Source organism: Kitasatospora hibisci (genome assembly GCF_043950205.1).
GTDB classification, from domain to species: Bacteria; Actinomycetota; Actinomycetes; order Streptomycetales; family Streptomycetaceae; genus Kitasatospora; species Kitasatospora hibisci.
Genome location: NZ_CP171642.1, coordinates 3,937,777 through 3,962,031, shown reverse-complemented (window position 1 = coordinate 3,962,031; position 24,255 = coordinate 3,937,777). Strand labels below are relative to the sequence as shown.

Annotated in this window: 23 protein-coding genes and 2 pseudogenes; 6 read left to right on the top strand and 19 right to left on the bottom strand. The window is 72.2% G+C overall.

Features of this window, described 5'->3' with window-relative positions:
• Window positions 1–55: 55 nt before the first annotated feature.
• The 13 genes from fabZ to ACF9IK_RS17000 all read right to left on the bottom strand — a co-directional run bounded on the left by fabZ (window position 56) and on the right by ACF9IK_RS17000 (window position 13,463).
• Window positions 56–583, bottom strand: a complete 528-nt coding sequence (gene fabZ, locus ACF9IK_RS17060; RefSeq protein WP_395295051.1) for a 3-hydroxyacyl-ACP dehydratase FabZ — start codon at window positions 581–583, stop codon at window positions 56–58.
• 2 nt (window positions 584–585) lie between these two features.
• A complete protein-coding gene (locus ACF9IK_RS17055) occupies window positions 586–876 on the bottom strand; it encodes an acyl carrier protein (protein ID WP_395295050.1) in 291 nt (96 codons plus the stop codon).
• Window positions 877–938: 62 nt separating this feature from the next.
• Window positions 939–1,700, bottom strand: coding sequence for a 3-oxoacyl-ACP reductase FabG (gene fabG / locus ACF9IK_RS17050; RefSeq protein WP_395295049.1), 762 nt, complete (start codon window positions 1,698–1,700; stop codon window positions 939–941).
• Window positions 1,697–2,728, bottom strand: a complete 1,032-nt coding sequence (gene sbnB / locus ACF9IK_RS17045) for a 2,3-diaminopropionate biosynthesis protein SbnB (protein ID WP_395295048.1) — start codon at window positions 2,726–2,728, stop codon at window positions 1,697–1,699. The genes fabG and sbnB overlap by 4 nt, the downstream gene beginning before the upstream one ends.
• Complete coding sequence (gene sbnA / locus ACF9IK_RS17040; protein ID WP_395295047.1) at window positions 2,725–3,789, bottom strand: 2,3-diaminopropionate biosynthesis protein SbnA; 1,065 nt, start codon at window positions 3,787–3,789, stop codon at window positions 2,725–2,727. Before sbnA ends, sbnB begins: the two co-directional genes overlap by 4 nt.
• Window positions 3,786–6,122, bottom strand: a complete 2,337-nt coding sequence (locus ACF9IK_RS17035) for a lantibiotic dehydratase (protein WP_395295046.1) — start codon at window positions 6,120–6,122, stop codon at window positions 3,786–3,788. The genes sbnA and ACF9IK_RS17035 overlap by 4 nt, the downstream gene beginning before the upstream one ends.
• The gene (locus tag ACF9IK_RS17030; protein ID WP_395295045.1) at window positions 6,119–7,315 is read right to left on the bottom strand and encodes a PLP-dependent aminotransferase family protein; all 1,197 of its coding nucleotides are present in this window, start codon (window positions 7,313–7,315) and stop codon (window positions 6,119–6,121) included. Before ACF9IK_RS17030 ends, ACF9IK_RS17035 begins: the two co-directional genes overlap by 4 nt.
• A 20-nt stretch (window positions 7,316–7,335) precedes the next feature.
• Complete coding sequence (locus tag ACF9IK_RS17025; protein WP_395295044.1) at window positions 7,336–7,584, bottom strand: acyl carrier protein; 249 nt, start codon at window positions 7,582–7,584, stop codon at window positions 7,336–7,338.
• Window positions 7,565–9,088 carry a class I adenylate-forming enzyme family protein gene (locus tag ACF9IK_RS17020; protein ID WP_395295043.1) on the bottom strand — a complete coding sequence of 508 codons (1,524 nt, stop codon included), beginning with the start codon at window positions 9,086–9,088 and terminating at the stop codon, window positions 7,565–7,567. Before ACF9IK_RS17020 ends, ACF9IK_RS17025 begins: the two co-directional genes overlap by 20 nt.
• On the bottom strand, window positions 9,075–10,022 hold the full coding sequence (locus ACF9IK_RS17015) for an ACP S-malonyltransferase (protein ID WP_395295042.1): 948 nt from the start codon (window positions 10,020–10,022) through the stop codon (window positions 9,075–9,077). Before ACF9IK_RS17015 ends, ACF9IK_RS17020 begins: the two co-directional genes overlap by 14 nt.
• Window positions 10,023–10,180: 158 nt before the next feature.
• Window positions 10,181–10,975 carry an ABC transporter permease gene (locus ACF9IK_RS17010; RefSeq protein ID WP_395295041.1) on the bottom strand — a complete coding sequence of 265 codons (795 nt, stop codon included), beginning with the start codon at window positions 10,973–10,975 and terminating at the stop codon, window positions 10,181–10,183.
• On the bottom strand, window positions 10,975–11,931 hold the full coding sequence (locus ACF9IK_RS17005) for an ABC transporter ATP-binding protein (RefSeq protein ID WP_395295040.1): 957 nt from the start codon (window positions 11,929–11,931) through the stop codon (window positions 10,975–10,977). The genes ACF9IK_RS17010 and ACF9IK_RS17005 overlap by 1 nt, the downstream gene beginning before the upstream one ends.
• 371 nt (window positions 11,932–12,302) lie before the next feature.
• Entirely contained in the window at window positions 12,303–13,463 is a 1,161-nt protein-coding gene (locus tag ACF9IK_RS17000; RefSeq protein ID WP_395295039.1) for a glycoside hydrolase family 16 protein, read from the bottom strand.
• A 277-nt stretch (window positions 13,464–13,740) separates the two neighbouring features.
• Between ACF9IK_RS17000 and ACF9IK_RS16995 the strand changes: the two genes are divergently transcribed.
• A complete protein-coding gene (locus ACF9IK_RS16995; protein ID WP_395295038.1) occupies window positions 13,741–14,922 on the top strand; it encodes a transposase domain-containing protein in 1,182 nt (393 codons plus the stop codon).
• A gap of 434 nt (window positions 14,923–15,356) precedes the next feature.
• Here ACF9IK_RS16995 and ACF9IK_RS16990 read toward each other — a convergent pair whose 3' ends face one another.
• Complete coding sequence (locus tag ACF9IK_RS16990; protein WP_395295037.1) at window positions 15,357–17,345, bottom strand: hypothetical protein; 1,989 nt, start codon at window positions 17,343–17,345, stop codon at window positions 15,357–15,359.
• Between the two features lie 733 nt (window positions 17,346–18,078).
• Between ACF9IK_RS16990 and ACF9IK_RS16985 the strand changes: the two genes are divergently transcribed.
• Window positions 18,079–18,750, top strand: coding sequence for a TMEM175 family protein (locus tag ACF9IK_RS16985; protein WP_395295036.1), 672 nt, complete (start codon window positions 18,079–18,081; stop codon window positions 18,748–18,750).
• 280 nt (window positions 18,751–19,030) lie between these two features.
• On the opposite strand, the gene ACF9IK_RS16980 is transcribed toward ACF9IK_RS16985, so the two are convergent.
• From ACF9IK_RS16980 to ACF9IK_RS16970, 3 genes are all read right to left on the bottom strand, one after another.
• On the bottom strand, window positions 19,031–19,732 hold the full coding sequence (locus ACF9IK_RS16980) for a hypothetical protein (RefSeq protein WP_395295035.1): 702 nt from the start codon (window positions 19,730–19,732) through the stop codon (window positions 19,031–19,033).
• A 94-nt stretch (window positions 19,733–19,826) separates the two neighbouring features.
• Window positions 19,827–20,399, bottom strand: a complete 573-nt coding sequence (locus tag ACF9IK_RS16975; protein ID WP_395295034.1) for a hypothetical protein — start codon at window positions 20,397–20,399, stop codon at window positions 19,827–19,829.
• A gap of 266 nt (window positions 20,400–20,665) precedes the next feature.
• Window positions 20,666–21,181, bottom strand: coding sequence for an RNA polymerase sigma factor (locus ACF9IK_RS16970; protein ID WP_395295033.1), 516 nt, complete (start codon window positions 21,179–21,181; stop codon window positions 20,666–20,668).
• Window positions 21,182–21,298: 117 nt separating this feature from the next.
• Between ACF9IK_RS16970 and ACF9IK_RS16965 the strand changes: the two genes are divergently transcribed.
• Both ACF9IK_RS16965 and ACF9IK_RS16960 read left to right on the top strand, forming a co-directional pair.
• Window positions 21,299–22,210 carry a serine/threonine-protein kinase gene (locus ACF9IK_RS16965; protein ID WP_395295032.1) on the top strand — a complete coding sequence of 304 codons (912 nt, stop codon included), beginning with the start codon at window positions 21,299–21,301 and terminating at the stop codon, window positions 22,208–22,210.
• A 104-nt stretch (window positions 22,211–22,314) separates the two neighbouring features.
• Window positions 22,315–22,535, top strand: a pseudogene (locus ACF9IK_RS16960) (LLM class flavin-dependent oxidoreductase); the annotation flags it as partial.
• Window positions 22,536–22,573: 38 nt separating this feature from the next.
• Here the strand turns inward: ACF9IK_RS16960 and ACF9IK_RS16955 are convergent.
• Window positions 22,574–22,966: a type II toxin-antitoxin system VapC family toxin gene (locus ACF9IK_RS16955; protein WP_395295031.1), complete on the bottom strand. Its 393-nt coding sequence runs from the start codon at window positions 22,964–22,966 to the stop codon at window positions 22,574–22,576.
• Window positions 22,963–23,244: a hypothetical protein gene (locus ACF9IK_RS16950; RefSeq protein WP_395295030.1), complete on the bottom strand. Its 282-nt coding sequence runs from the start codon at window positions 23,242–23,244 to the stop codon at window positions 22,963–22,965. The genes ACF9IK_RS16955 and ACF9IK_RS16950 overlap by 4 nt, the downstream gene beginning before the upstream one ends.
• 93 nt (window positions 23,245–23,337) lie before the next feature.
• Between ACF9IK_RS16950 and ACF9IK_RS16945 the strand changes: the two are divergent.
• Both ACF9IK_RS16945 and ACF9IK_RS16940 read left to right on the top strand, forming a co-directional pair.
• A pseudogene (locus ACF9IK_RS16945) lies at window positions 23,338–23,574 on the top strand (LLM class flavin-dependent oxidoreductase); the annotation flags it as partial.
• Between the two features lie 70 nt (window positions 23,575–23,644).
• Complete coding sequence (locus tag ACF9IK_RS16940) at window positions 23,645–24,241, top strand: nucleotidyltransferase domain-containing protein (RefSeq protein WP_395295029.1); 597 nt, start codon at window positions 23,645–23,647, stop codon at window positions 24,239–24,241.
• Window positions 24,242–24,255 lie beyond the last annotated feature (14 nt).

Sequence of the window (24,255 nt, the reverse complement as noted above, 5' to 3'; positions counted from 1 at the left end):
TCCACACCTCCTTGTCTTCTGGTTCCGATGGGTGGGGGTCCGGCCCGGCGGGCGGTCAGCCCTTGCGCTCGGTGGTGACGATCAGGGAGCCGGCGGCGGCGAGCTCGGTGCCGACGCTGGCCCGGACCGACACCGAGCGGAGCCCGCCGAGCTTCTGGCCGAGCTTGGCCTCCAGCCGGAGCTGGTCGCCGGGGACGACCAGCCGGGAGAACTTCATCGAGCTGATGGAGCCGAGGTAGCCGACGCTGGCCGAGGGGTCGCCGGTGCCGGGGTTCTCCGCCTCCAGCAGCTCGGCCACGTAGACGACGGCGACCAGCTGGGCCATCGCCTCGACGATCATCACGCCGGGCATGATCGAATGGTCCGGGTAGTGGCCTGCGAAGAACGGCTCGTTCACCGAGACGCTCTTGATGCCGCGGCCGGAGACGCCGGGCACGACGTCGTAGGCGCGGTCGATCATCAGCATCGGCCAGCGGTGCGGCAGCATCCGCTTGATGTCGTCCGAGGAGTAGCTGAAGGTCTGCTTCGGTTCCTTGGCCGCTGCGGCCCGGCGCGCGGGCGCGGTCTCCGGCGCGATCGTCATGATCAGACCTCGCGGGCTTCGATGAAGTCGACCAGGGCGTTGATCGAGCCGAAGGCCTCGAAGTCGTCGTCGCTGATCAGCACGTCGTGCTCGTTGTTGATCATGACGACGATCTCCAGGGTGTCCAGCGAGTCCATCTCCAGGCCGCGGCCGAACAGCGGCTGGTTGTCGGAGACGACCTCGGGCTCGGCGTCCAGGCCGAGGCGGTCGATGATCATCGACTTGATCTTCATGTTCTTCTCCAGGCGCTGCTCGGCCTGGGTGCGGACGTCCTCGAAGGTGGCGACGGACATGGTGGTCCCTTTCCGGATTGGTGTGATGGATCGTCAGTTCTTCTTGGTGGCGCGATGACCGGTCAGCTGTAGAGCATTCCGCCGTCGACCGTGAGGACCTTGGCGGTGATGTACGACGCGGCGGGGCTGGCCAGGAAGACGGCCGCCTGGGCGACCTCCTCCGCGGTCCCCATGCGCCCGAGCGGGATCGCCTGGGCGGCCTCCTTGAGCTGCGCCGGGGGCACCTTCTTCACCATGTCGGTGTCGATGAACCCGGGCGCCACCACGTTGACCCGGATGCCGCGGCCGGCGGTCTCGTACGCCAGGGTCTTGGCCATCGAGATCACCCCGCCCTTGCTGGCGGCGTAGTTGGCCTGGCCCACCCGGCCGGCGATGCCGCTGGTGGAGGCGATCATGACGATCGCCCCGCCGGTGGCGTACATCTGCTTGGTCGCCTCGCGGGCGGTCAGGAAGGCGCCGGTCAGGTTGGTGCCGATGACCTCCTGCCACTTCGCGGAGCTCATCGCGGCCATGTGGCCGTCGGCGGTCACCCCGGAGTTGAGGACGGCGACCTCGACGTTGCCCCAGGTGCCGCGGATCTCCTTGTACATCGCGGCGACCTGCGCCTCGTCCGAGACGTCGGCCCTGACCAGCAGGGCCTGCCGGCCGAGGGCGCGGATCCGCTCCGCGACCTCCTCGGCCTTCCCGGCGCTGTTGCGGTAGTTGAGGGCGACGTCGCAGCCGTGCTCGGCCAGGGCGATCGCGATCGCCGCGCCGATCCCGCGCGAGGCGCCGGTGACCAGGGCCCTGGTGCCCTCGGCGAAGAGCCGTCCCGGGGCGCTCATGCCGCACTCCCGGTGAGCGTCGAGGTGACCTTGTGACTGCCCGGGTCGAAGCCCTCGACCTCGGTGCCGAGGCCGGCCGCGACGGCGGCCTCCAGCACCGCCTCGGCGACGGCGAGGTCCAGCACGCCAAGGCCGAAGGGGGAGAAGACGACCGTGCGGGCCAGGGTGGCCGGATCGGTCCGCCCGTCCAGCACCGCGCCGATCTCGGCGTGCACGAACTCCCGGTGCCCGACCTGCTGTTCGGCGCGGTGCAGGGAGGTCTGCTCGCGGACGGCGTGCTGCGCGTCGTCCACCACGTTGTGGGCGGCGAGCACCGAGGAGGCGCTCAGGTCGCGCAGCGACAGGTGCAGGATCACCTGGCCGTGCGGCCGGTCCGGGTAGTCGGCCAGGTCGAGCCAGTAGCTGGAGTCGGTGGTGGCGATGCTCACGGTCTCGGCGCCGAGCGCGGCGGCCACGTCGACGGCCCGGAAGGCGATCCCCGGGTACTCCGCGGCCAGTTCGGCCGCGAAGACCTTGGCCCGCTCCGGGAACGCGTCCTGGAGCAGCACGGTCTCGATGTCCGGGTGGACCTGCGCCAGGTAGGACATGACGCGGTGGTTGATGGTGCCGCAGCCGATCAGGCCGACGGTGCGCACCGGGCGGCCGGCGGACAGCAGGCCGCTGGCGAGGGCGGCACTGGCCGCGGTCCGCACCGCGGAGATCTGGCTGCCCTCCATCAGGGCCACCGGGTAGCCGGACTCCAGGTCGTTCAGGATGCAGAGCGAGGAGGCCCGCTGCATGCCCCGGTTCACGTTCTCCGGGAAGGACGAGATCCACTTGAGGCCCATCACCGGGGCCGGTCCGCCCAGGTAGGCGGGCAGGGCGATGATGCGCGAGTCCGGGCGGCCCAGCGGGCGCAGGAAGGTGGAGAACGGCAGGTCCGACTGGCCCTGGCTGTGCAGGACGTAGGCGTTCCGCACGGAGTCGAGGACGGTGGAGTCCAGACCCGCCAGTGCGGCGCGGACGTCGTCGCGACCGAGGATCCTCATGACTCACTCCTTTCTTGGTCGTGGTCCGGCAGGTACTGCCGGAGGTAGGACTCCACCCACTGGTCGTCGTAGATGGTGTCGAGGTAGCGGTCGCCGCCGTCCGGCAGCACCGCGACGCAGGTGGCGCCGGGCTCGATCCAGTCGGGGGCACCCAGCAGTGCGGAGATCACCGCGCCGGAGGACCCGCCGGCCAGGATCGACTCCCGGGCCAGCAGCTGGCGGCAGCCGCGGATGCACTCGGAGTCGGTCACCTTGACCACCCGGTCCGCCAGCCCCGGCAGCAGCAGCGGCGGGACCACCGCCGCCCCGTGGCCCGGGATGGTCCGCTTGTGCGAGCTCTCCCACGGCTCCGGCTGGCCGAAGATCACGCTGCCCACGGCGTCCACCGCGACGACCCGGGTGGCCAGGCCGTTGTCCCGGACGTACTCGGCGCAGCCGCGCAGCGTGCCGCAGGTGCCGGACGCGAGGAAGAGGTAGTCCGGTCCGCCCGGCAGGGCCTCGCAGATCTCGCTCATCGTCGTGTGGTGCGCCCGGGCGTTGTACTCGTTGGCGTACTGGTTCGGCCAGTAGGCGTCGGGGATGCTCTCCAGCAGCGACCGGACCCGGGCGATCCGGGCCGGCAGGAACTCGCCGGTGGCCTGGTCGCGGTGCTCCACGACCTCGACCCGTGCCCCGTAGGCCCGCATGATGGACAGGTTCTGCGCGGTGGTCCGGGGATCGACCACGCAGACCAGCTTGAGCCGGTAGAAGTTGCAGAGCTGCGCGAGGGCGATGCCGAGGTTGCCGGAGGAGGACTCCACCACCGTGGACACCCCCGGCACGAGCCGGCCGGTGCCGATGGCGTGCTCGATCATCGACTTGGCGGCGCGGTCCTTGATGCTCCCGCCGGGGTTGAAGCGCTCGCACTTGGCGTACACCTGGAACCGGTTGGGCGGGAACAGCCGGTCCAGGGCGATCAGCGGGGTCCCGCCGATCGTCGCGACGATGTCGGGGTCCGACGGGCGCGGCGGGCGGGTCGGGCGGACCCGCAGTGCCGCGTCGTCGGGGACGAGGACGGTCATTCCGGCACCTTCCTGCTGATCTGGAGCCGCAGCTCACTCACGTAGCGCTCGCCGTCGGCGTCCGGCAGCCAGGAGTCCTCGGGGGCCGGCAGCGGCTCGCTGACGGTCACGACTGCCCCGGGGTCGGCCTGCCGCGCCCGGCGGACGAGGTTGGCGAAGGAGAGCACCAGCGTCGGGCTGGTGAAGTCGACCAGGGACGGCTTGGTCTCCTCGGGGAACTTCACGAACGCCTGCTCGGGCAGCCGGTGCCGGGTGACCCAGCGGCGCACCGCCAGGTAGTCGTGGTGCCGGTCCGCCTTGGCGGGCAGCCCGACCTCGTCGGCCCGCAGCCGCCAGGTCTCGCGGAACAGGACCAGGTCGTCGAGGGTCACCCGAGGGGCGTGGGGGCGGTCCAGGCCGATCTTGAAGGCGTCGCAGGCGATGATCGAGATCAGCACCGCGAGCAGCTCCGGGACGCTCCAGGTCCGCCCGTCCGGGGTGGTGGCGGTCACGGTGCCGTCCGCCTCGACCACGGTGATCGCGGCGGCCGGGTCGATCCGGCCCCGCTCGTCGAACGGCGCCCGGGTGAACCCGATCAGCCGGTCCCCGGCGCCGATCGGAGCGGGCACCATCCGGCCGCTGTTGCGCTTCCAGCCGACCGGCAGCAGCGGCACCAGCCGCGGGGCGCCGATCGCCGCGTTGACCTTGTCGCGCAGCGACCCGTGGTCGGCGGTCCAGTCCAGGAAGGGCAGGTCCAGCGTGGCCAGGCAGGCGTGCAGCTCGCCCAGCACCACGGTGTAGTCGCCGGCGTTCACCGCGTCCACGGACGGGGCGACCACCTGGAGGTCCGGGCTGTGCACCGCCAGGTGCGGCGAGCGCACCGGGCCGGTGGCGAAGACCGCGCGGGCCCGCTCCTCGATCCCGGCCACCGAGAGCCGGACCGGCTGGGACGCCGGGGCGTCCGGGTCCAGCGCGACGACCTCGCGCCACTTCAGCGCCAGCTCGCGGGTCGCCGCGTGCACCGGGGTGGCGTGCTCGCCCCAGAACAGGGCCAGCACCTGCGGCCAGACGTCGGCCAGCGTCACCGTGCCGTGGCGCTCGGCGGCGGTCCGGACCAGCGCGGCGACCTCCGCCTCCACCAGCTCCGCGAGCCGGTTGCCGAACCAGTCCGCCGCGTCGGCGACCAGCGCCAGCGGGCGGGCGATGCCGTCGAGGAAGTCCTGCCCGAGGTCCATCCGGCAGTCCCGGAGGGAGTCCTGGTAACAGAGCGTCCGGCCGGCGTACGCCTTGCCCTCCTCGCGGGAGGCCGCCTGCCCGGTGGTCCGGACGAAGAACCCGTCGAGCAGGTCGAGCGCCTCGACGAGCTCCTCGGCGGTGGTCGCGCGGTCGATCCCGTCCCGCAGCCGGCCGAGCTCGGCGAGCACGGCGTCGTACCGGACGAACAGCTCCGGGTCGCCGATGGCGTCCACCCGGCGGCGCAGCACCTCCTCGGCGCGGACGTCGACCGGGATGTTCGCGTCCCAGGCGATCAGCCGTTGCTTCAGCAGCCGGCTCAGCACCTTCTCCACCCGGGTGCGGGCGGTCGCGGCGTCCCACTGCTCCTCGGCCGCGAGCGCGTCGGCGATGGCCTCGCCGTTGCGGTCGCCGTCGGCGCGGCGCAGTACCTGGACGTCGTCCGCGCGCAGCCGGACCACCTTGCGGCCCGGCATCACCAGCCGGTCGCCGTCGAGGTGGACGTCCGGCCGCAGCACCGGCGGGAACCACCAGCGGGCGCCGGGCTGTTCGGACATCCACTCGCCCAGGGCGGCGATCGTCCAGCGCTCGAAGGACGTCCGGCTCGCCGAGGTGAGCGACGGCCCGGGCTCGAAGTCGATGGCGCGCCGGCCCCGGCCGACGGAGATCCACGCCCCGGGGCCGAAGAAGCCGATGGTCTCGGCCTTGGCGCAGTACCGCAGCCAGTACATGGCCAGGGTGCGCTCGCGCTGGCGGCGCTTGGACTCCTTGCCCCGGCCGGACGCCAGGGAGTCGAGGACCTGGTAGACGGTGCGGTTCTGCCAGGCGATGGCCCTGCGCACCTTGCCGTCGGTGGCGAGGCGGGCCAGCCGCTCCGTCTCGGCGTCGCAGTCGGCCCGGTAGGCCGCCTCGAAGTCGTCGTGGTCGGCCGCGCCGCTGTCCAGGAGCGCGGCCGCGTGCACCGCGTGCCGTCCGCCGAGGCGGTCCAGCCCGGAGACCGGGAAGCCGGCGTTGCGCAGCAGGCCGACGCCCCAGACCCGCCAGTGCGAGTCGCCGAGCGGCCGGGACGGGCCGAACTCCGACCAGTCGACCGCGCGGGCGGCCGCGAGCGTGTCGGTCATCGGGACCCGCCCTCCGGGGGAGCGGCCGGCGCGGCGAGCGCCTGGGCCAGCCGGGCGACGCCCTCGGCGATGCGGCCGCGCGGCACGTGGCTGAAGCAGAGCCGCAGGCCGTCGGCGTGCTCGCCGCCGATACCGAAGTGGCTGCCGGGGACGAAGGAGACGCCCTGTTCGGCGGCGGCCGCGGTGAACCGGCCGGTGTCCACGCCGTCGCGGTGGCGCAGCCAGATGTAGAAGCCGCCGTCCGGGCGCTCCCACTGCCAGGGGCCGTCGGTGCCGAGCTCGCGCTCCAGCGCGTCGGCCATCAGCGCGCAGCGCTCGCGGTAGCTCGCCCGGTAGCCGTCGATCAGGTCGTTCCAGCCGCCCCGGGTGTGGAACGCGGCGAGCGCGGCCTGGGCGAGGGCGGACGGCGAGAGGGCGATCACCTCGGTGGTGCGGCTGAGCGCCGGCACCAGGTGCTCCGGTGCGGCGATCCAGCCGCAGCGCAGGCCCGGGGCGAAGATCTTGGAGAAGGTGCCCAGGTAGACCACGTTCTCCGGGTCGAGCGCCTGGAGGGCGGTGGTGGTGCTGCCGTCGAAGGAGAGCAGGCCGTAGGGGTTGTCCTCGATCACCAGGAGGTTCAGCTCCCGGCAGACCGCCAGCAGCTCCCTGCGGCGTTCGACCGGCATGGTGGCCCCGGTTGGGTTCTGGTGCGTCGGGTTGCAGTAGAGCAGCCGCGCGGTGCGGCCGTCGGCCCGGAGGGCGTGGACGGTGCGGCGCAGCCCGTCGAGGTCCAGGCCGTCCCGGCCGGACGGCACGGCACTCAGGTCGAGGCCGGCGGTGCGGAAGGCGGCGGTGGCGCCCGGGTAGGCGGGCGTCTGGACCAGGACGGTCTCGCCGGGCGAGGCGAGCCCGAGGCCGACGGCCATCAGGCCCATCTGGGAGCCGCTGGTGGGGACGAGGGTGTCGGCCGTGGCGCGGCCGTCCTCACGGGCCATCAGGTCGGTGACGGCCGGGACGAGGGCCTTGGCCACGTGCGGGGTCGTGTACTGGAAGGCGAGCTTTCCGCCGAGGCGGACGAGGCGGGAGAGCTGACCGGAGATCGCCTCCAGCGGGAGGACGTCCAGGTCGGGCAGGCCCCCGGCGAAGGAGATCAGGTCCCCGCCGCGTTCGAAGAGCCGTGGCATCTCGGCCGCGGGTCTGGTGTCGGTCCACATGGGTATCGGTGTCCAGGTCCCTAGACCGCGGCCGGGGCCGCGGCGTCGGCCTGCGCCTGCGCGAACTGCAGCAGGCCGGCGGGCGAGGAGAGGGCGGGGTCGGCGAGCGCGTCGGGGTCGACCTCGATCCCGAACTCCTCCTCGACGGCCATCACCAGGGCGATGGTGTGGAGCGAGTCCACGCCCAGGTCCACGAGCGGGGTGTGCGGGTCGGTGACCTTGACGGCGCAGACGCGCTCGACGAGCTGGTCAAACTGCGACTGGTTCATGGGTGGTCCTCGTCTGTGCGAAGGGAGTCGTGGTGGCGGGCGCGGCGGCCGGCGGGTCGATCAGGCGCCTGGCTGCGGCGCGGTCGGGCTTGCCGTTGGCGGTCAGCGGTACGGCGTCGATCGGGACGATCAGGTCGGGCATCCGGGCGTGGTCGAGCTGCCGGGCCAACTGGGCGCGGATCTCCTCCGGCGCCAGCGGGCTCTGCACCGCGAGGTGCAGCGGGCCGTCCTCGGGCTCGGGCTTCAGGGCCACGGCCGCGGTCACCCCGGGGATCCGCTCGGCGGCGTCCTCGATCTCGGTCAGGGCGAGCCGGATGCCTCGGCGCTTGATCACGTCGTCGTCGCGGCCGGCGAAGTAGAGCCGGCCGTCGTCGTCGAGGTGGCCGCGGTCGCCGGTGTGCAGCTCCAGGGAGCCGTCGGTGCGGCGGACGAAGCGGTTCTGCTCGTCGAGCGGGATCCCCCAGTAGCCGGCCATCACGGTCGGGCCCCACACCACGATCTCGCCGACCGTGCCGGGGGCGACCGTCCGCCCCTCGCCGTCCACGATCCGCACCCGGTCGCCGGGGATCGGCGGACCGACGGAGTCGGGGTGCGCGGCGTACTCGGCCGGGTCGAGGATCGAGATGCGCTTGCACTCGGTCATCCCGTACATCGAGGCGAAGGCCGAGCCGGGGAAGAGCTCCAGCAGCTCGGACATCACCGCCCGGCCCGGCCGGGCACCGGTGTTGGTGAACAGCCGGACCCTGGTCGGCCGGCGCAGCTTGCCCTGGAGCAGGGCCAGGATCTGCGCCAGCGACGGCACCAGCGGGACGACCGTCACGCCGTGCCGCTCGATGACGCGCAGCAGGCCGACGTCGTGGCTGCGCTGGGCGAGGACGAGCGTGCTGCCGGTGAGCGCGCAGAACAGGGCCTGGTAGAGCCCGTAGTCGAAGGAGAGCGGCAGCCGGCAGAGCACCACGTCGTCCGCGCGGTACTGCAGGCGGGCGTTGACCGCCTCGACCGCCGCGAGCATCTGCCGGTGCGGGCAGACCACGCCCTTCGGCCGGCCGGTGGTGCCGGAGGTGTAGATCAGCATCGCCGTGCTGTCGTCCGGGACGTCGGCGGCGAAGTCGTCGGCGGGCGTCTGCAGGATCTCCTGCCAGGCCTGCGCCACCTCGGCGGTGCGGCCGGCGGCGCGGCCCGCGGCGGGCGGGCAGAGTGCCAGCGCGGCCGTGCAGTCCTCGACGATGTGGCCGACCTGGGTGTCCGTCAGTTCCGGGTGCACCGGAACGAAGACGGCGCCGATCCGGAGCGTGGCGTAGAAGAGGGCGAGGAAGGCGCGGTCGTTGCCGCCGGTGTACACCACCCGGTCGCCGGCGGTGACGCCCCGGCCGCGCAGCCAGCCGGCCGCGCGGTCCACGACGGTGCCGAGCTCGCGGTAGTCGAGGGAGCCGTCGGCGTCGACGACGGCGGGGTGGTCGGCGCGCTCGGCGCGCGGGCGGTTGAGCAGGTCAGACACCAGCACGGACGGGCTCTCCTCTGCCGATCGCGGCGTCGAGCCGCTCGTGGGTCCGGGTGAGGTCCCGGGGCGAGTTGACGGACAGCACCTCCAAGCCGGGGAACTGGCGCTTGAGGATGTTGGCCAGGGTGCGGGCCGGCGGCAGCGAGACCGCGAGCTCCGGCGCCAGCTCGGCCAGGGTCCGCAGGCAGAGGTCCCAGCGCACCGGCCGGACCACCTGGTCGACCAGCCGCCGGCGGATCTCCTCCGGCTCGGTGAGCACCGCGCCGTCCGCGTTGGAGAGCAACAGCTGGTCCGGCCGCTCGAAGTGCATCGTGGCGGCGGCGGCCGCGACGGCCCGGCGGGCCGACTCCATGTGCGGGGTGTGGAAGGCGCCGGCGACCGGCAGCGGCTTGACCGTCGCGGAGGGCGGCGGCGCGGCGGCCAGCTGTTCCAGGCGCTCGGTGAGCCCGGCGGCCACGATCTGGCCGGGGCCGTTGAACGTGGCCGCGGTGAGGCCGAGTTCGGTGATCCGGGCCAGCACCTCCGATTCGTGCCCGCCGACCACCGCCGCCATCGAGGTGGGTGCCTCGGCGCAGGCCGCGGCCATGGCCCGGCCGCGGATCGCGGCCAGCCGGACGGCGTCGGCGGGGCTCAGCACCCCGGCGAAGGCGGCGGCGGTGAGCTCGCCGACGGAATGGCCGGCGGCCACCGTGCTTCCCCCGGGCGCCGTCCGGGCCGGCCCGCCGTGGGCCAGCAGGCCCTGGGCGACCAGCAAGGGCTGGGTGTTCTCGGTACGGGCGATCTCCGCGGCGGAGGCCTTGGTGCCCAGGTGGGCCAGGTCGCAGTCGGCGGCCTCGGACCAGTCGCGGATGCGTTCGGCGTGGAGTGGGTCGCGCAGCCAGCCGGCCAGCATGCCAGGGGTCTGGGAGCCCTGGCCGGGCGCGAGTACGGCGAACATGTGTTCTATCCCCCTTTCGTGTGGTGCCCTTCGCACGGCGCCAGGCGCCCGGTGCGGTCCAGGTGGTGGTGTTGCGGTCCGGGTGGTGGTGCGGTGGTCGGCGGTGGGTGCCGGCCGTCCGGGGCGGGCCGGCACCCACCGGGCTACTGGCGGCCGGGCTACTGGCGGCCGGTGCTCTTGGCGAACCGGCGGATCGCCATGAACGAGAAGCCGGCGAACCAGGCGACGATGTTGAAGACGGCGCCCGCCAGGCTGGAGTGCTCGCCGCTGAACGAGTAGCCGTCGGTGAGCGAGTAGCGGGCGAGGGTCGCGACCCCGTACATCGGGGTGAACCGCGAGATCTCCAGCATGGTGCCGCTGAGCGGGATGAACAGGTTGCCCAGGAAGGCGAGCGCGGTCATGGTCAGACCGGGCATGTGCATCACGACGTCGGGCTTGAGCGCCAGTCCCATCGCGATGCCGAGCGCGGCGAACACCGCCGCACCGAGCCAGGCCACCAGCAGCGACGTCACCCAGACGCCGGCGTCCGCCTCGGCGCCGGTGAGGGTACCCAGCACGCCGACGATGGCCACCGGGACACCGGCCATCAGGACCGAGCAGAGCACCTTGACGAGCAGGTACCCGGGCGGGGTGAGCGGGCTCAGCGCGATCGTGCGCATCCAGCCCGACGCGCGCTCGACCGAGATGGTCGCGGCGGAGCTGGTGGCTGCCGTGGCGGCGCCGTACACCGCCAGGCCGATCATCATCCAGGCGGCGAAGTTCCCGTGCGGGAGCGTCGCGTCGTTCGGGCTGGTCCGGAACAGGGCGAGGTACAGCACGGCCGGCAGCAGGACGGTGAAGATCGTGGTCTGGCGGTTGAACCGCCGGCGGAGCTCGTAGCGGATGAAGGTGGGGTTCACCCCGCTGAACGTGGAGGTGGCGGGACGGGCGCCCGACGCGGTGAGGGAGGCCATCAGATCCCCTTCTGGACGGTGCGGCCGTTGGTGGTGATGGCCACGAAGGCCTCTTCGAGACTGCGGGGGGCTACTTCGATCCCGGTGGCCGACGTCTCGTTGACCAGCACGCGCAGCAGGGAGTCCGAGTCGGTGCAGTTGAAGTAGTGGCGGTCGCCGCGGACGGTGCTGGAGCGGACGCCGGCCGCCCGGGCCACCAGCTCCGCCTCGTACGGGCCGACCACGGCGGAGACCGTGCGCCCGCTGATCGCGGCGCGGATCGACGAGGCCGAACCGTCGGCCACCACCGAGCCCTTGTCGATCATCACCACACGGTCGGCGAACTGGTCGGCCTCCTCCATGTAGTGCGTGGCGAACATGACCGTCATGCCGCGCCCGGCGTCCTCGCGGACGGCCGCCCAGAACTCCCGGCGGGCCGACACGTCCATCCCGGCGGTCGGCTCGTCCAGAACCAGGAACTCGGGGTCCGGCAGCAGCGCGAGGGCGAACCGGAGCCGCTGCTGCTCGCCGCCCGAGCAGGCGGAGACCCGGCGGTCGCGCAGCTCGGCGACGCCTGCCCGGCGCATGCACTGTTCGGCGTCGGCGGCGGGGTGGAGCGAGGCCAGCATGTGGACCGTCGCGCCCACGGTCAGGTCCGGGAGCAGGCCCCCCGACTGCAGGACCGCGGCCACCCGTCCGTCGCGGACCGCCTGCTGCGGCGGCAGGCCGAACAGCTCGACCGTTCCCGAGTCGGGCCGGGTCAGCCCCAGCAGCATGTCGATGGTGGTCGACTTGCCGGCGCCGTTGGGCCCGAGGAATGCCACGATCTCGCCGCGCCGGATCCGCAGATCCAGTCCGTTCACGGCGGTGAACTCCTCGCCCTTCGCGCTGGTGAAGCGCTTGACGACCGTGCTGAGCACAGCGGCATCAGGGGACGTCGCCCCCCTCGACGCCGGGCGGGTCTGGTAATCGATCATCTTTCCGAGTCCTCACGGTTCGGCGGAGCTCGCCTTGGTGAGAACCACTCTCCCGGCCCCGCCTATCCGTTCGAACCGGCGCCGCTACCACCCGCCTATCCGGCGCCTATCCGCCCCGCTCACCCCGCGCCGCACCCCCTGCCACCTGCGAGAACGCCCCGCCGTGGCGCAGCGCGGCAGGCCACGGCGGGGCTCCTCAAGGACGGTTTCCTCGGTGGACGCCTCCGCGCCGCACCCGGAGACGCCGTCGGTGAGCTCGCATCGAGGGCCTGAACCCCCGCCGGAGGTGCCGCGGGCGTGAGCCCGGCGACACCTCCGGCGCAGGCGGAGACTGTCGATGTCAGACGTTCCCGGTCGTCAGGGGATTCCCCTCATCGGTACACCCGGATGTAGTCGGCGGCGAAGCCCAGGGAGTCGGCGTCGACCGGGGCCGAGTGGTAGCGGCCGTCCGCGACGGAGAGGTTCAGGATGAGATAGGCGGACCACCGGGTGCCGACACCGGCGCGGTCGCGGTACACCCTGGCTCCGTTGACGTACCAGTCGACCGACCTGGCTCCGTAGTACGTCCCGACGGTGACCCAGGCGCCGGGTCCCACCTCGTCGGCGTCCCGGTACGACGCCGAGCGTTGGCGTACCTGGTTGGTCAGCTCCAGCACGGCGGAGCGGTCGGGGTGGTACTCGAAGGTGTCCACCTCGTTGCGGCCGTCCTTCCACGTCCACAACGCGGGCCACGCGCCGGTGCCGGTCGGGAGTTTCACCCGGGTCTCGATGTAGTCGCCCGTCCGGACCCGGAATCGCTCGGCGGAGCCCTCCGTGGTGAGCAGGCCGGTGTCCCAGGCCTGCCGGCCGTTCTCGAGAGTGTGGTCGGAGGGGGACGCCGTGAACGTGGCGACGCCGTTCTCGACGCTCACGGCGTCGGTGGTCAACCAGTCCAGCTTGTGGTCGCCCGGATTGTGGTCCTGATAGCGGAAGGCGGAGGTGGCGTCACCGACCCACCGGGATCCCCACCGAATGGGTCCGTCGAACTCCTCCGACCAGACCGGCGACCTGCCCGTGGTCGGCGGGAGGGGGCCGCCCCCGGGGGAGTGGGGGGCTCCCGACGACGCGGAGCCGGATCCCTGGACGATCAGGGTGCGTGAGGGCAGGTTGTGCCACCTGTCCGCGTAGTCCTGCCAGAAGCCGAACATCGTGTACCGGCCGGCGGGAAGCGTGCGCTCCTCGGTGCTGATCGTCCGCCCGCGTCGGCACACCTGCACGTCGGAGGCGAGCCCCGGGAAGTCGAGGTTCGTTCCGTCCTCGTCACGTACGGCGACACCCAGAGCCTTGACGGTGGTGCAGGTGGGGGCGTGAACGGTCAGCCGGGCGGCTGCGGCGACGCCCTCGGTCATCAGGATCGGCGTGAGGCGGTCCTGCACGAGGCCGCTCGCCGCGAACGAGCGACCGGGGAGCAGGAAGGCCAGCAGGAAGGCGATGGTGACCAGCGTGCCGAGCCTGGCGAAGAGGGGAGGGGAGGAAGATCTTGATCTGTACATGACACCACTTTGCTTGGGGGATGGTCGGCGGCTTCCAGGGGCGGGACTGACCCTCTTGGTGTTCGGGGCGTCGAACCGTCGGTCATCGGTTCGATCCGGCGCCAGCACGGTGCGGCGTGTCTTCACGCTAAGTGCACGAGAACCGAACGGACATCCCGTCAGACGTGCACGACCGGTGACTTAGTGACCTCGCGAGGGCGCCGGCGTTGAACGACGCGTGCCGAGGTTGGGACAGAGAAAGAGGCCCGATGGTGAACGGCTTGCCGATCAGGCCGCGATGGGGATTCTCGCGGAGGCCTTCCCGGTGGAGATCGTCCGGGAAGCGATCGAGAGTTGCGGACGGCTCGAGAAGCGTCAACGGCTCCTGCCGGCCCAGACCGTCGTGTACTTCGTCCTGGCGATGTGCCTGTTCCCGCAGCTCGGCTACACCGATGTCATGAGACTGGTGACGCCCAGCCGGATCGTGATGTCCGAGAAGCGGCGCCCGCCGCCGGCTCCGACGACTGCTGCCATCGGCCGGGCCAGGCTGCGGCTCGGTCCGGAGCCCCTGAAGGAACTGTTCCACCGTCTCTGCCGACCGGCCCCGGGCACGTGCGACGGTGACGTGTACCGGGGTCGCCACATCGCCGTACTGGACGCGATCAACGTGGACCTCCCGGGCAGCGCGGCGAACCTGCGCCACTTCGGCCCGCATCCGCAGGCGGGCGGTGCGTCCGTCCGCTCGCAGGCGCGCGTGACGGTGCTGTCCGAGGTCAGAGCACACGGAGTGTTCGAGGTCGAAACGGGGCCGGCCGCCGCCGCACTGTCGGAGACCGCCCTACGGTTGCTGCCCAAGGCTCCGCCAGGAGGACTGGTGCTGACCGATTGGCGCTTCATCCACCACGACTGCCGTCACGCGGTCACGGAAGGCACCGACCTTCTCTGGCGCGACAAGGGCATGCTCGGGCTGCAACCGTTGGAGGTGATGCCCGACGGCTCGTACCTCGCCCGGCTCCCCCTTCCCTCCGGCGGGCGGGAACCCGGCCGCGAGGCGCATGTCCGCGTCATCCGGTACGCCGAGCCTCCCGGGTGGCGCGACCGGCCTCACTCCTGCACCTCCCCGACAGCGCGGGATCCCGAGTGCCGGTGCGCCCCGTCGATCCGCCGGCTGTTGACCACCATCGCCGACCCGGACGACGCGCCTGCGGACGAGTTGGTCGAGTTGTACGTACGTCACCAGCAGACCCGTCCCGCGATGGCCGAGATCCTCAGCCCGTACGGGGCGCCGCCCGTCCTGCGCTCGCAGCATCCCGAAGGCGTGGTGCAGGAGGTCTTCGCCCTCCTGTGCGTGCACTACGCCCTGTGCCGGCTCATTCATCAGGTGCCGGGCTCCGAGCCGGGGCCACTCCTCGCGACCCTGCCGCCGCAAGGACCCTCCCCGCCCCCCGTCGGCCTCGACCGACCCCCCGGCCCGGAGTGAGCCGCAGGCCCTGTGCGCGGCGATCTCGATCGGCCGTGGGACCGGGCGCGTGCCGGTCCGGTTCTGACGACCGGTGACCTCACGTGCCTGGGCCACGTCGGCGACGGCTGTCTCCGACGGCTCCGAAACGACGTTCTGCAACGAGCGGTAAGTCACCGGTTCGCTTTGAAGCGAACGGGTGTGCCCATCGGAGACCGGGCCGCCGTTCGAAGCCGTACCGCAGCGTCCTCACCGATCTGCGTCGTCGGCGGTCGCCACGGCCACCGAGCGGATCGGCCCGGAGCGCTCCGGTGACCTCCGGTCAGTCCCCTTGTGTCCAGTACGGCCTGACCGGAGGTCCGCCGCGTCGGACGCGTCCGGCCCGTCCCCCGGACGGGGGGACGGGCCGGAGACACACCGAGGATCCGGCCGCACGGGCCCGGACCCCCTCGTGGTCAGGGGCGCTTCGGCGGTCCGAGCAGCGGAGTGCACACCGGAGCGGCGAGTCCGACGAACACCACCATCTCGTGGCCGCCCGGGTTGGTCTGCAGCGGTACGGTCCGCCAGTTGTTGGCGAGCCAGACGTTGCCGGACGGGTCGATCTGGACGGCGGTGTTGCGCTCCAGTCCGTCGCTGGTGTAGCCGGTGCCGGCCGGTGAGATCGGATCGCCCGTCCGGAGCCCCGGCGGGCAGGAGGACAGCCGGGCACCGCACAGGTTGGCCAGGCGGTGGCCGCCGAAGTTCGCCACCCAGACGGTGTCGTCGCCGTCGACCGCGATCCCCCAGGGCAGGAACAGGCCGTCGTTGACGAACGGCTCGGCCGGGGTGGTGCCGTCGGACCGGACCATCGTGACCGAAGCGCCGGCGTCCCGGGTGACGATGTCCTTGACCGCCTCGGCGACCATGGCGGGCGTGGTGCCCTCGCAGGGCGCGACCACCACGCCGCCGTTGGCCACCCAGACGTTGCCCAGGCTGTCGGAGGCGACGCCCATGGGCCGCTTGATCCCGCCGCCGGTGACCGTGCGCACGGGGTCGCCCTGCGGGGACAGCAGCGTCACGTCGTCGCTTCCGTTGCCGGTCACCCAGGCCCGCCCCTGCGTGTCCACGGTGACGCCGAACGGCTTGACCAGGGTGTCGCCGCCCGGCGCGATGTTGCGGGCCCCGGACGGGTTCCCGCCGGGGATCCGGGTCACGCTCCTACCGCCGCAGTTGGCGACCCAGATGTTCCCCTCCCGGTCCGACACGGCGCCCTGCGGTTGGACGATGTCACCGTTGCGCCAGCCCCCGGGCGGCGAGAGGGGCCGGCCGTCGGCGGTGAACTCCGAGACGCTGCGGTACAGGCGGCTGGCGTCGAGCGGGCAATCGGTGCCCTGGAAGCCGAAGTTGGCCGCCCAGACGTGTCCCCGGGGGTCGACGGTCGTACCGAAGCCCACTCCGTACAGCCCGCCGCCGCGGTACGGGGCGCCGGGGACGTCCTGTCCGGTCGGGGTGAGCCGGGACAGGATGCGGGAGCCGCAGACCGACTGCCGGGGATCGGCGCCGAACGTGTAGTTGTTGCCGATCCAGGCGGTGCCTTCGGCGTCGAACGCGACGTTGCCCGGTCCGTCCAACTCGTGGCCGTTGCCCACGTACCGCAGGGCGATGGTCCAGGCGTCGGGAGCCTCCGCCAGCCTGGGCCGGTAGTCGTCGCGGCCGTCGGCCAGTGCGAAGAGCCCGGCGGCGTTGTTGCCGGGGAGCCGGGCGATGTCCGCGACGGCCTGGAAGGTGTCGCGGGGGGCCGGTGCGCCGGGATGACCGGCCAGATCGAGGAGGGCGCCGCAGGTCTGTCCCGCGGTGCATCCGGACAGGATGTCGGCCAGCGTGTTGAAGGCGCGCAGGGTGGACGTCTCGTCGCCGTTCGGGGCGGTGGCGAGCGTCTCGGCCACCTCCCCGTCGCCGATGTCGGCCAGGTTGTGGGAGACGGCCGCCGCGTTCTGCAGGCCGGGGCTGCGGCCGGCGACCTCGCCGCCCCGGGTGAACTGCGCCATCGCGAATCCCGCCGCGACCGTGGTGAGCTCGTCGAGCACCACGTCCCCGGTGTGGCGGCCGGTGCCGAGCATCGCGACCAGCCGGACCGGCCGCACGCCGCCCGGGGCCCCGCCGCGCGCGCGGCCTTCCGGCCCCGCGTCCGCGGTCAGGTACAGCACCGCGCCCGGATCGTGCGGGGCGCGGTACGGGAGGCTGAAACGGCCGTGGGCGTCGGTGCGCGTGCGGGCCAGCGGCCGGGCGCCGGAGCCGGGGTCCTCCCCCGCCTGGAACAGCGTCACCTCGGCGGCGGCGAGGGGTCCCCTGGCGCTGCGGACGACACCGTCCTGCGTCGGTGCACCGTATCCGGGCGAGTGGCCGTCGGCGGTCCCGGGGTGAGTGGCCCCCACCGTCAGGGAGGCCAGAAGAGCGGTGAGCACAGCGGCTCTGCGAAAGCGCAAGAGAACTCCCATGCTGGGGCGGGAACGGGGCCGCCGGACCGACCTGTCGACCTGGTCCCAGCGCCTCGGCGGCACACTCAACCGTGCCAGGGAACGGTGCGTGACGAGCCCAGTCCTCGTGACGTGGCGTCACGACTACACGTCCAGGTGAGTGAACAGGGCCGGACGGACCTGCCCGCACGCAGTGGGCGTGGTGCCCGCGGGCCACGGGGCCGCAGGTGCCCTGCGCCCCGTGCCGGGCGGTGCGGACGCCCACCTCGACGCCCGGCGCGGAGGCGCTGAACGGCACCGCGAGGTTCTCCTCGGCGGCGGCGGTGACCGAGCGGATCCGGCGGGGAGGGGGTGCCGGTGACCCCGGTCCGGCCTTCTGCACCTGTCGCATGCTGAGCGGCCGGACCGCTCGCCGCCTCGGCCTTCGAGCGGTCCGGCCGTCAACTCTGCAGTGTGAGAGGCCAAACCGTTCCGACAGGACGGCGAACCCCCGCCTTGCCGGAACCGATCCCGACCTCACCCGGTCACCCGGCACCGGCACTCGTCATCCACCCGAAGTCACGAGCGTCCGCCCGCGGATGACGCCACAGGCTGCCGCAGGCGCCGCGGAACCGTCAGCGCTTGAGGTGGCCGAGTGACCTCGGTGATGTGGCGCGACACGATTCCGGTGCCGGCTACTCGCCTGCGGGCCGCCCCAGAGCAGGACTGCCACACTCCAGCCATGACAGAGGAACCGGTCGAGCGCGATCAGCCCCGCCGTCAACTCCAGACTGCGCGGCTGGAGGCCTACAGCGACGGCATCTTCACCATCGCCGGCACACTGCTCGTCCTCGAGATCGCTGTTCCTCCCGGATCGACGCGCCTGCTGCACGCCATCTTCGAGCAGTGGCCGTCGTACCTGGGCTACCTGGTGAGCTTCGCCACGATCGGGGCGGTCTGGTTGGCCCACTCGGTCATCACCGAGTACCTCGAGCACGCGGACCTCTGGCTGATGCGCCTGAACCTGGTACTGATGCTCGCCGTCGCCTTCCTGCCGTTTCCGACCAAACTGCTGGCCGAGTACATCCGCGAGGGCGACGCGGAGCGTGTCGCCACCACCTTCTACGGTCTCTCCCTGCTGGTGACCTCCGCGCTGCTGTCCCTGTTCTGGCGGTACGCGGTTCACCGGGGGCTGGTGCGCCGCGACGCGGATGAAGGAGAGGTGCAGGTTGTGACCGAGCGCCTCACGCCCGGACTCGTCGGCTACGTCGCCATGATCGTTCTGGGCCTTTTCGCACCGGTCGCGGCCGTCGTCGGTTACCTCGCCATCGCCGTCTACTATCTCGTGCCCATCGGCGTCGGAAGTGTCAGACGACGCCGGCACGACCGTCGGTCAGGGAAGGGCCGACAGTGAGGGCGTAGCCGTGGTGCCACCGTGCCGGGACCGCTCGGCGGGCGGGAGCAGGCGGGCGCACGACCGGTACGCCCACCAGGCCGCGCGGGTCGCCGCAGGTGACCCGCGCGGCCCGTACCCGGCCGCCGGCTTCAGCCCGCGCGGGCCGGTGACGGCGACGCAGGGGGAGACCCGAGGGGGTCTGTACGCAGCCGGGGATGTTCCTGGTCCCGACCGCGCTCTCCTACGTTCCGTGCCGGATGGTCCGGGGCCGGCTCCGCCCAGTGGCGCGGGCCGCCGTTCAGGAGGGGAGGCGCTTCAGTGCTGCGGTGGCGATGCCTTCGACGTAGGTCGGGGCGTTGGTGGGCTGGCCGGTGAGCTCGACGATGGCGACCCGGGTGCCGCTGCGCAGGACCGCGACCCCGCCGCTGACGGCGCCGTCGCCGTTGTAGGCCGGGTACCAGCGGGCGGTGCCGCCGTTGACGGTCAGGGCGTGGGCCGCGCCGTAGTGCCAGTGGCCGGCGGGCTCGTCCTGGCAGTCCTCGACGAGCGCGACGAGCTGCTTCTCCCAGGTGGCGGCCTCGGCCCCGGTGTGCGCGCTCGCGGCCGACTCGGTCAGCTGGCCGCTGGTGTCGAAGGTCCAGTTCACGGAGGCGTACGCGGTGGCCTTGCCCTTGGTCAGGTCGTGCATCGTCTCCTCGCCGGAGCACGCGGAAAGCCCCTGGCGTCCGTTCAGCGCAACCGTCGCGCCGACCGGGTTCAGGCCCCGCTGGAAGTAGTCCTCGCTCTGGACGAGGGCGGCGGAGCCGAGTCCGGGCGCGGTGGCCGCGGCCGGCTGGGCGGCGGCCGGGGTGCGGCCGGCGGCGTTGCGCGAGTTCCCGTCGGCGGTGGCCGACTGGGTGCCGACGACGCTGACCGTGATCAGTGCGGCGGCGAAGCAGGCCGCGGCGGCGACCCGGTTGCGGCGAGCGGACTTCTTCTGGACGGCGTGGTTCTCGGTCATGTGGTCCCCCTGCTGGTCGGGACGCCTGCTGCGTCCTCGTACAACCGGGGAGATGCCGCCGGAGGGGGGAAAGTTGGAGCCCTGACCGGCTGTTTCACAGCTGTGACAGAGCGGTCCTGACGACGCGGTTCATCGCGGCCGTCCCCAGGCAGGCATCGACCTCCAGTACCCCGTAGTGGGTGCCGCTGCGCAGCACGGCGATGCCTCCGCAGGGCTCCTTGCCCTCGGGCGCCGTGCCGGTGGCATTGAAGGATCCCTCGTAGAGGCCCATCCAGCTCGCGGTGACGTCCGGGGCGAGCTGCAGCGCCGTGGTCCTTCCGTAGACCCAGTGCCCCGGCGGTTCCTGCTGGCAGGGCACCTCCTCCAGCAGCAGGCGCTCGGCGAAGTTCTGCGCCAGGGAAGGGTTCGGGGCCTCGGCGGCGAACTCCCGGGCGACCTGGTCGGCGTGTTTGGCGGCCATCGTGGAGTCGCTCGGGTCGGTGCGGGGGCTGGTCATCAGTCCGCGGAAGTGGGCGCCGGGCCCGCCCAGGGTCTCGGTGAGGGTCTTCTCGCCGGAGCAGGCCGAGTTGGCGTAGGTCCCGTTGCCGTACCGGTCGGTGGTGTGGATCCACCCGGTGCCGACGTCCGGGCTGAACGCCGCGGCTTCCAGAAGGTTCGCGGTCGTCACCGGCCCGGTCGCACCGGTCGGCGAGCCGGAGCCGGACGGCGCGGGCGTCGGGCCGGACACGCCGGGCGTCGCGAGAGCGGACGCGCCCTGGGATGCTCCCCCGGCCGCGGCACCCGACCGCGCTGTCGGGTGCGTGGTGCCGCCGGGGGGCGGCGGCAGGACGAATCCTCCGGTCGCCAGCCCGAGCGCGGCGGCTGCCACCAGGGCGGCGACGGCGGACCGGGGCCGGATGACGGCCCGGCCGCCGCCCGCCGCGGGAACGCCGTTCACAGGCCGGTGACCAGGCGCTCGCGCATGAAGCGGCGGGCCTGGTGGATTCGGGCCTTGACCGTGCCCAACGGGGCGTCCAGCTCCTCGGCCACCTGGACGTAGGTCAGGTCGCCCAGGTCGCGCAGCACGAAGGACTCCACCAGGGTGGGGTGCTGCTGCTCCAGCGCGGCCAGCGCCTCCATCAGGTCGAGCCGGGTCCCGGCGATGACGCTGGTGGTGCGCGGGTCGACGGACTCGGGGAGGTCGGCGTGGCTTTCCTCGGCGCGCCGGCGCATCGAGCGGTAGGTGGACCGGGCGGCGTTCGAGGCGATCACCGTCACCCAGCCCAGGAAGGAGCCGTGGCCGCCGTACTCGCCCAGGTGCGTGCTGATGGACAGGAGCGCGTCCTGCGCGGCCTCCTCCGCGTCGGCGTGGTGGGGCAGGAAACGCGAGCAGCGGCGCAGCACCACCGGCCGCAGCTTGGCCAGCAGGTACTCCGTCGACCCCGGGTCCCCCGCCTGAGCAGCCGCCACGAGCCTTTCCAGCTCGCCTTCCTCGAACACCCGGATCCCCCCGTTTCGCCCTGCTCGGCATCCCACCCGTCGAAGGGGAGTTCCACACTTCCCCCGACTCCGGCAGAATGCTGCCACATGCGCAAGCTCGGTCGTTACCTCCTCATGGAGCGGCTCGGAGCCGGCTCCTTCGCGACGGTCTGGAAGGCCTACGATCCGGAGCTCGACACCGAGGTCGCGGTGAAGGTGCTGGCCGAGAACTGGGCCGCCAACGCCGATGTGCGCGAGCGGTTCCTGGCGGAGGCGAGGCTGCTGCGCCGGATCGCCAGCCCGCGGGTGGTCCGGGTGCACGACGTCGGGGTGCAGGAGGACCGGCCCTACTTCGTCATGGACTACGTACGCGGCGGCACCCTGGCGGACCGGGTCGGGCAGTGCGACCAGCAGGAGGCGCTGCGGCTGGCCGCGGAGGCGGGCTACGCGGTCCAGGTCCTGCACGAGGCGGGTGTGGTGCACCGCGACGTCAAGCCGTCCAACCTGCTGCTCGCCACCGGCCCTGCGCCCACCGCGGTGCTGGTGGCGGATCTGGGCAGCGCGAAGCAGCTGGCCGACGCATCCGGGCTGACGGTGACCACGGGCACGCCCGCGTACATGGCACCGGAACAGGCCTTCCAGACCGGCGGGTTCGACGGGAGGGCCGACGTGTACGCGTTGGCCGTCGTGGCCTACGAGCTGCTGACCGGGCAGAAGCCGTTCGGCCCGGGCGGACGCGCCACAGCCCTGATGACCGACCAGCCGAACGCCTCGACGCTGCCGGCGCTCCCGGCCGGGGCGGAGCTCCCGCCGAACGTCGCCCTGCTGCTACGGACCGCGATGTCCGTCGAGCCGGCGGACCGACCGCCGACCGCCCAGGCCTTCGCGGAAGCGCTGCTGGCTCCGGTCCCGCAGACCCGGCCCCCGGAGGGCCCCGGATGGCTGTCCCCGCGCGCGGTCTGTCTGGCGTCGGGCGCGGTGTTCACGGCGGCGACCCTGCTGAGCTGGCTGCGGCGTTGAATCCCGACGAGCAGGCCCCGGACGCGCTCCCGGACCGGAGGATCACCGCCTTCGAGAACACCGTCGCAGCCCGGAAGGCCCGCAACCCCTGACCCACCCCCGCGGTGATCCTCCCCATCCACCGGTGGAGCGAGGGACAGAAGATCTGGCGGCGGCCGAGGAGCTCGGCTTCCATGCCGCGTACACCTATGACCACCTGTCGTGGCGGTCGTTCCGGGACGAGCCGTGGTTCGGGTCGGTCCCGACGCTTACCGCCGCCGCGACGGCAACCGAGCGGATCCGGCTGGGCACGCTGGTGACGTCGGTCAAGCCTCGTTCACCCATCGCAGCCTGACCTGCGAGCCAGGCTGCAGGGGAGACGAGTCAGATCTGCTCGACAGCGATGCGTGGATGGCATAGCCGGCGCAGATCATCGAGATCGCTCGTCACGACGGTCACGTCACCGTGTTCCAGGTGGGCTGTGGCCGCGAGCATCGCGTCGATGGCGTACTTGTGCCCGTGCAGCCCTTCGGCCACCAGCAACTTGCTGGCGGCGCGGGCGATCTCCTCCGTGATGGGCCGCACCTTGGTCAGGGAGACGGCGTGATCGAACGCCGCCTGGGGCACCTTGGGATCGCGTGCCTCCACCAGTGTGGCCGCACTTGTCACCACCAGAAGATCGAGTGTGCGGGCAACGTCCAGCCATACGGTCATGTCCCGGTGCCGACGGGAGAGCTTGGAGAGCGCCTCGCTGTCGAGAACGAGGGTGCCGCTCACGCGGCGTCCGCCGGCGTGCCATCTCCACGGTGAGCCGCATGGTGCGCGCGGATGCGCTCGGCCTTGGCTGCCACCTCTGCCGGGTCGACCGGCCCCTGCTCGACTTCGGCGGCCGCAATGTAATCGTCGATGGCCTCGCGCTGGAGCTGCCTCTGGACGGCTTCTTCGATGTACGAGGAGACGCCCTGCTTTCCAGCGCGTGCGCGGATCGCCTCCAGGGTCTCCGCGCGCAGGGAGATGCTGGTGACTCTGGTCTTGCCAGGGCGGGAAGAGTCCATGGGGAAAGTGTATTACACCATGTGTGATCGCCAAGCGTTTTCCTCGCCTTGCATTCATGAAGCGGCGGACGGGGCTCCCGTAGGGTCGAGGGCATGCGACTGAGTACGGTGATCCTCCCCATCCACCAGTGGGGCGAGGGGCAGAAGATCTGGCGGCGGGCCGAGGAACTCGGCTTCCACGCCGCCTACACCTACGACCACCTGAGCTGGCGGAGCTTCCGGGGCGAGCCGTGGTTCGGGGCGATTCCCACGCTCACCGCCGCCGCGACGGCAACCGAGCGGATCCGGCTGGGCACGCTGGTGGCGTCGGTCAAGCCTCGTTCACCTATCGCAGCCTGACCTGAGGCGGCGCAGCAGCGAAGACGAACATCTGCATTACGCGCATGATATTGTGCGCTTGATGAAGATGTCTGCACCCTCGCTCCTCCCGCTCTTCCGGTCACAACTGCAGGGGGACCTGCTGGCACTCGTGCTGCTGCACCCGGATCGCAGTTGGACGCTGACGGACCTTGCCAGGGAGCTGACGGCCTCGCATACAGCCGTCCTTCGAGAGGCGGACCGGCTGGTCGGCGCGGAGATCCTCTCGGAGGAGCGGGTGGGACGAACCCGAGTAATCACAGCTCGGACCGACACAGTCGTGTACAGGCCGCTGTGTGACCTGCTGCTGGTGACGTACGGGCCGATGCCTCGCTTGACTGCGCTCCTGTCCGACCTTGGCGGCATCGATGAGGCGTATATCTACGGCTCCTGGGCCGCCCGTCACAGCGGGGTGCCGGGACCGATCCCGGCGGACATCGACGTCTTGGTCATTGGACGCCCCGATCCTGACGAGCTCTTCGACCTCGCCGAGCGGGCCTCTCGGGAGTTGCACAGGGACGTCAATGTCCACCGGGTCACTCCGGAGGCATGGGCATCGCCGAGTAACGAACCATTCCTGACCTCGGTCCGTGAGCGACCGCTGGTCCGCCTGCAAGTACACGAGGAGAACGGCGATTGAGTCGCTGGGAGCAG

Coding starts and splice junctions, on each gene's coding strand:
- fabZ (WP_395295051.1), bottom strand. CDS start 583: ATGACGATCGCGCCGGAGACCGCGCCCGCGCGCCGGGCCGCAGCGGCC.
- ACF9IK_RS17055 (WP_395295050.1), bottom strand. CDS start 876: ATGTCCGTCGCCACCTTCGAGGACGTCCGCACCCAGGCCGAGCAGCGC.
- fabG (WP_395295049.1), bottom strand. CDS start 1,700: ATGAGCGCCCCGGGACGGCTCTTCGCCGAGGGCACCAGGGCCCTGGTC.
- sbnB (WP_395295048.1), bottom strand. CDS start 2,728: ATGAGGATCCTCGGTCGCGACGACGTCCGCGCCGCACTGGCGGGTCTG.
- sbnA (WP_395295047.1), bottom strand. CDS start 3,789: ATGACCGTCCTCGTCCCCGACGACGCGGCACTGCGGGTCCGCCCGACC.
- ACF9IK_RS17035 (WP_395295046.1), bottom strand. CDS start 6,122: ATGACCGACACGCTCGCGGCCGCCCGCGCGGTCGACTGGTCGGAGTTC.
- ACF9IK_RS17030 (WP_395295045.1), bottom strand. CDS start 7,315: ATGTGGACCGACACCAGACCCGCGGCCGAGATGCCACGGCTCTTCGAA.
- ACF9IK_RS17025 (WP_395295044.1), bottom strand. CDS start 7,584: ATGAACCAGTCGCAGTTTGACCAGCTCGTCGAGCGCGTCTGCGCCGTC.
- ACF9IK_RS17015 (WP_395295042.1), bottom strand. CDS start 10,022: ATGTTCGCCGTACTCGCGCCCGGCCAGGGCTCCCAGACCCCTGGCATG.
- ACF9IK_RS17010 (WP_395295041.1), bottom strand. CDS start 10,975: ATGGCCTCCCTCACCGCGTCGGGCGCCCGTCCCGCCACCTCCACGTTC.
- ACF9IK_RS17005 (WP_395295040.1), bottom strand. CDS start 11,931: ATGATCGATTACCAGACCCGCCCGGCGTCGAGGGGGGCGACGTCCCCT.
- ACF9IK_RS17000 (WP_395295039.1), bottom strand. CDS start 13,463: ATGTACAGATCAAGATCTTCCTCCCCTCCCCTCTTCGCCAGGCTCGGC.
- ACF9IK_RS16995 (WP_395295038.1), top strand. CDS start 13,741: ATGGGGATTCTCGCGGAGGCCTTCCCGGTGGAGATCGTCCGGGAAGCG.
- ACF9IK_RS16985 (WP_395295036.1), top strand. CDS start 18,079: ATGACAGAGGAACCGGTCGAGCGCGATCAGCCCCGCCGTCAACTCCAG.
- ACF9IK_RS16980 (WP_395295035.1), bottom strand. CDS start 19,732: ATGACCGAGAACCACGCCGTCCAGAAGAAGTCCGCTCGCCGCAACCGG.
- ACF9IK_RS16965 (WP_395295032.1), top strand. CDS start 21,299: ATGCGCAAGCTCGGTCGTTACCTCCTCATGGAGCGGCTCGGAGCCGGC.
- ACF9IK_RS16950 (WP_395295030.1), bottom strand. CDS start 23,244: ATGGACTCTTCCCGCCCTGGCAAGACCAGAGTCACCAGCATCTCCCTG.
- ACF9IK_RS16940 (WP_395295029.1), top strand. CDS start 23,645: ATGAAGATGTCTGCACCCTCGCTCCTCCCGCTCTTCCGGTCACAACTG.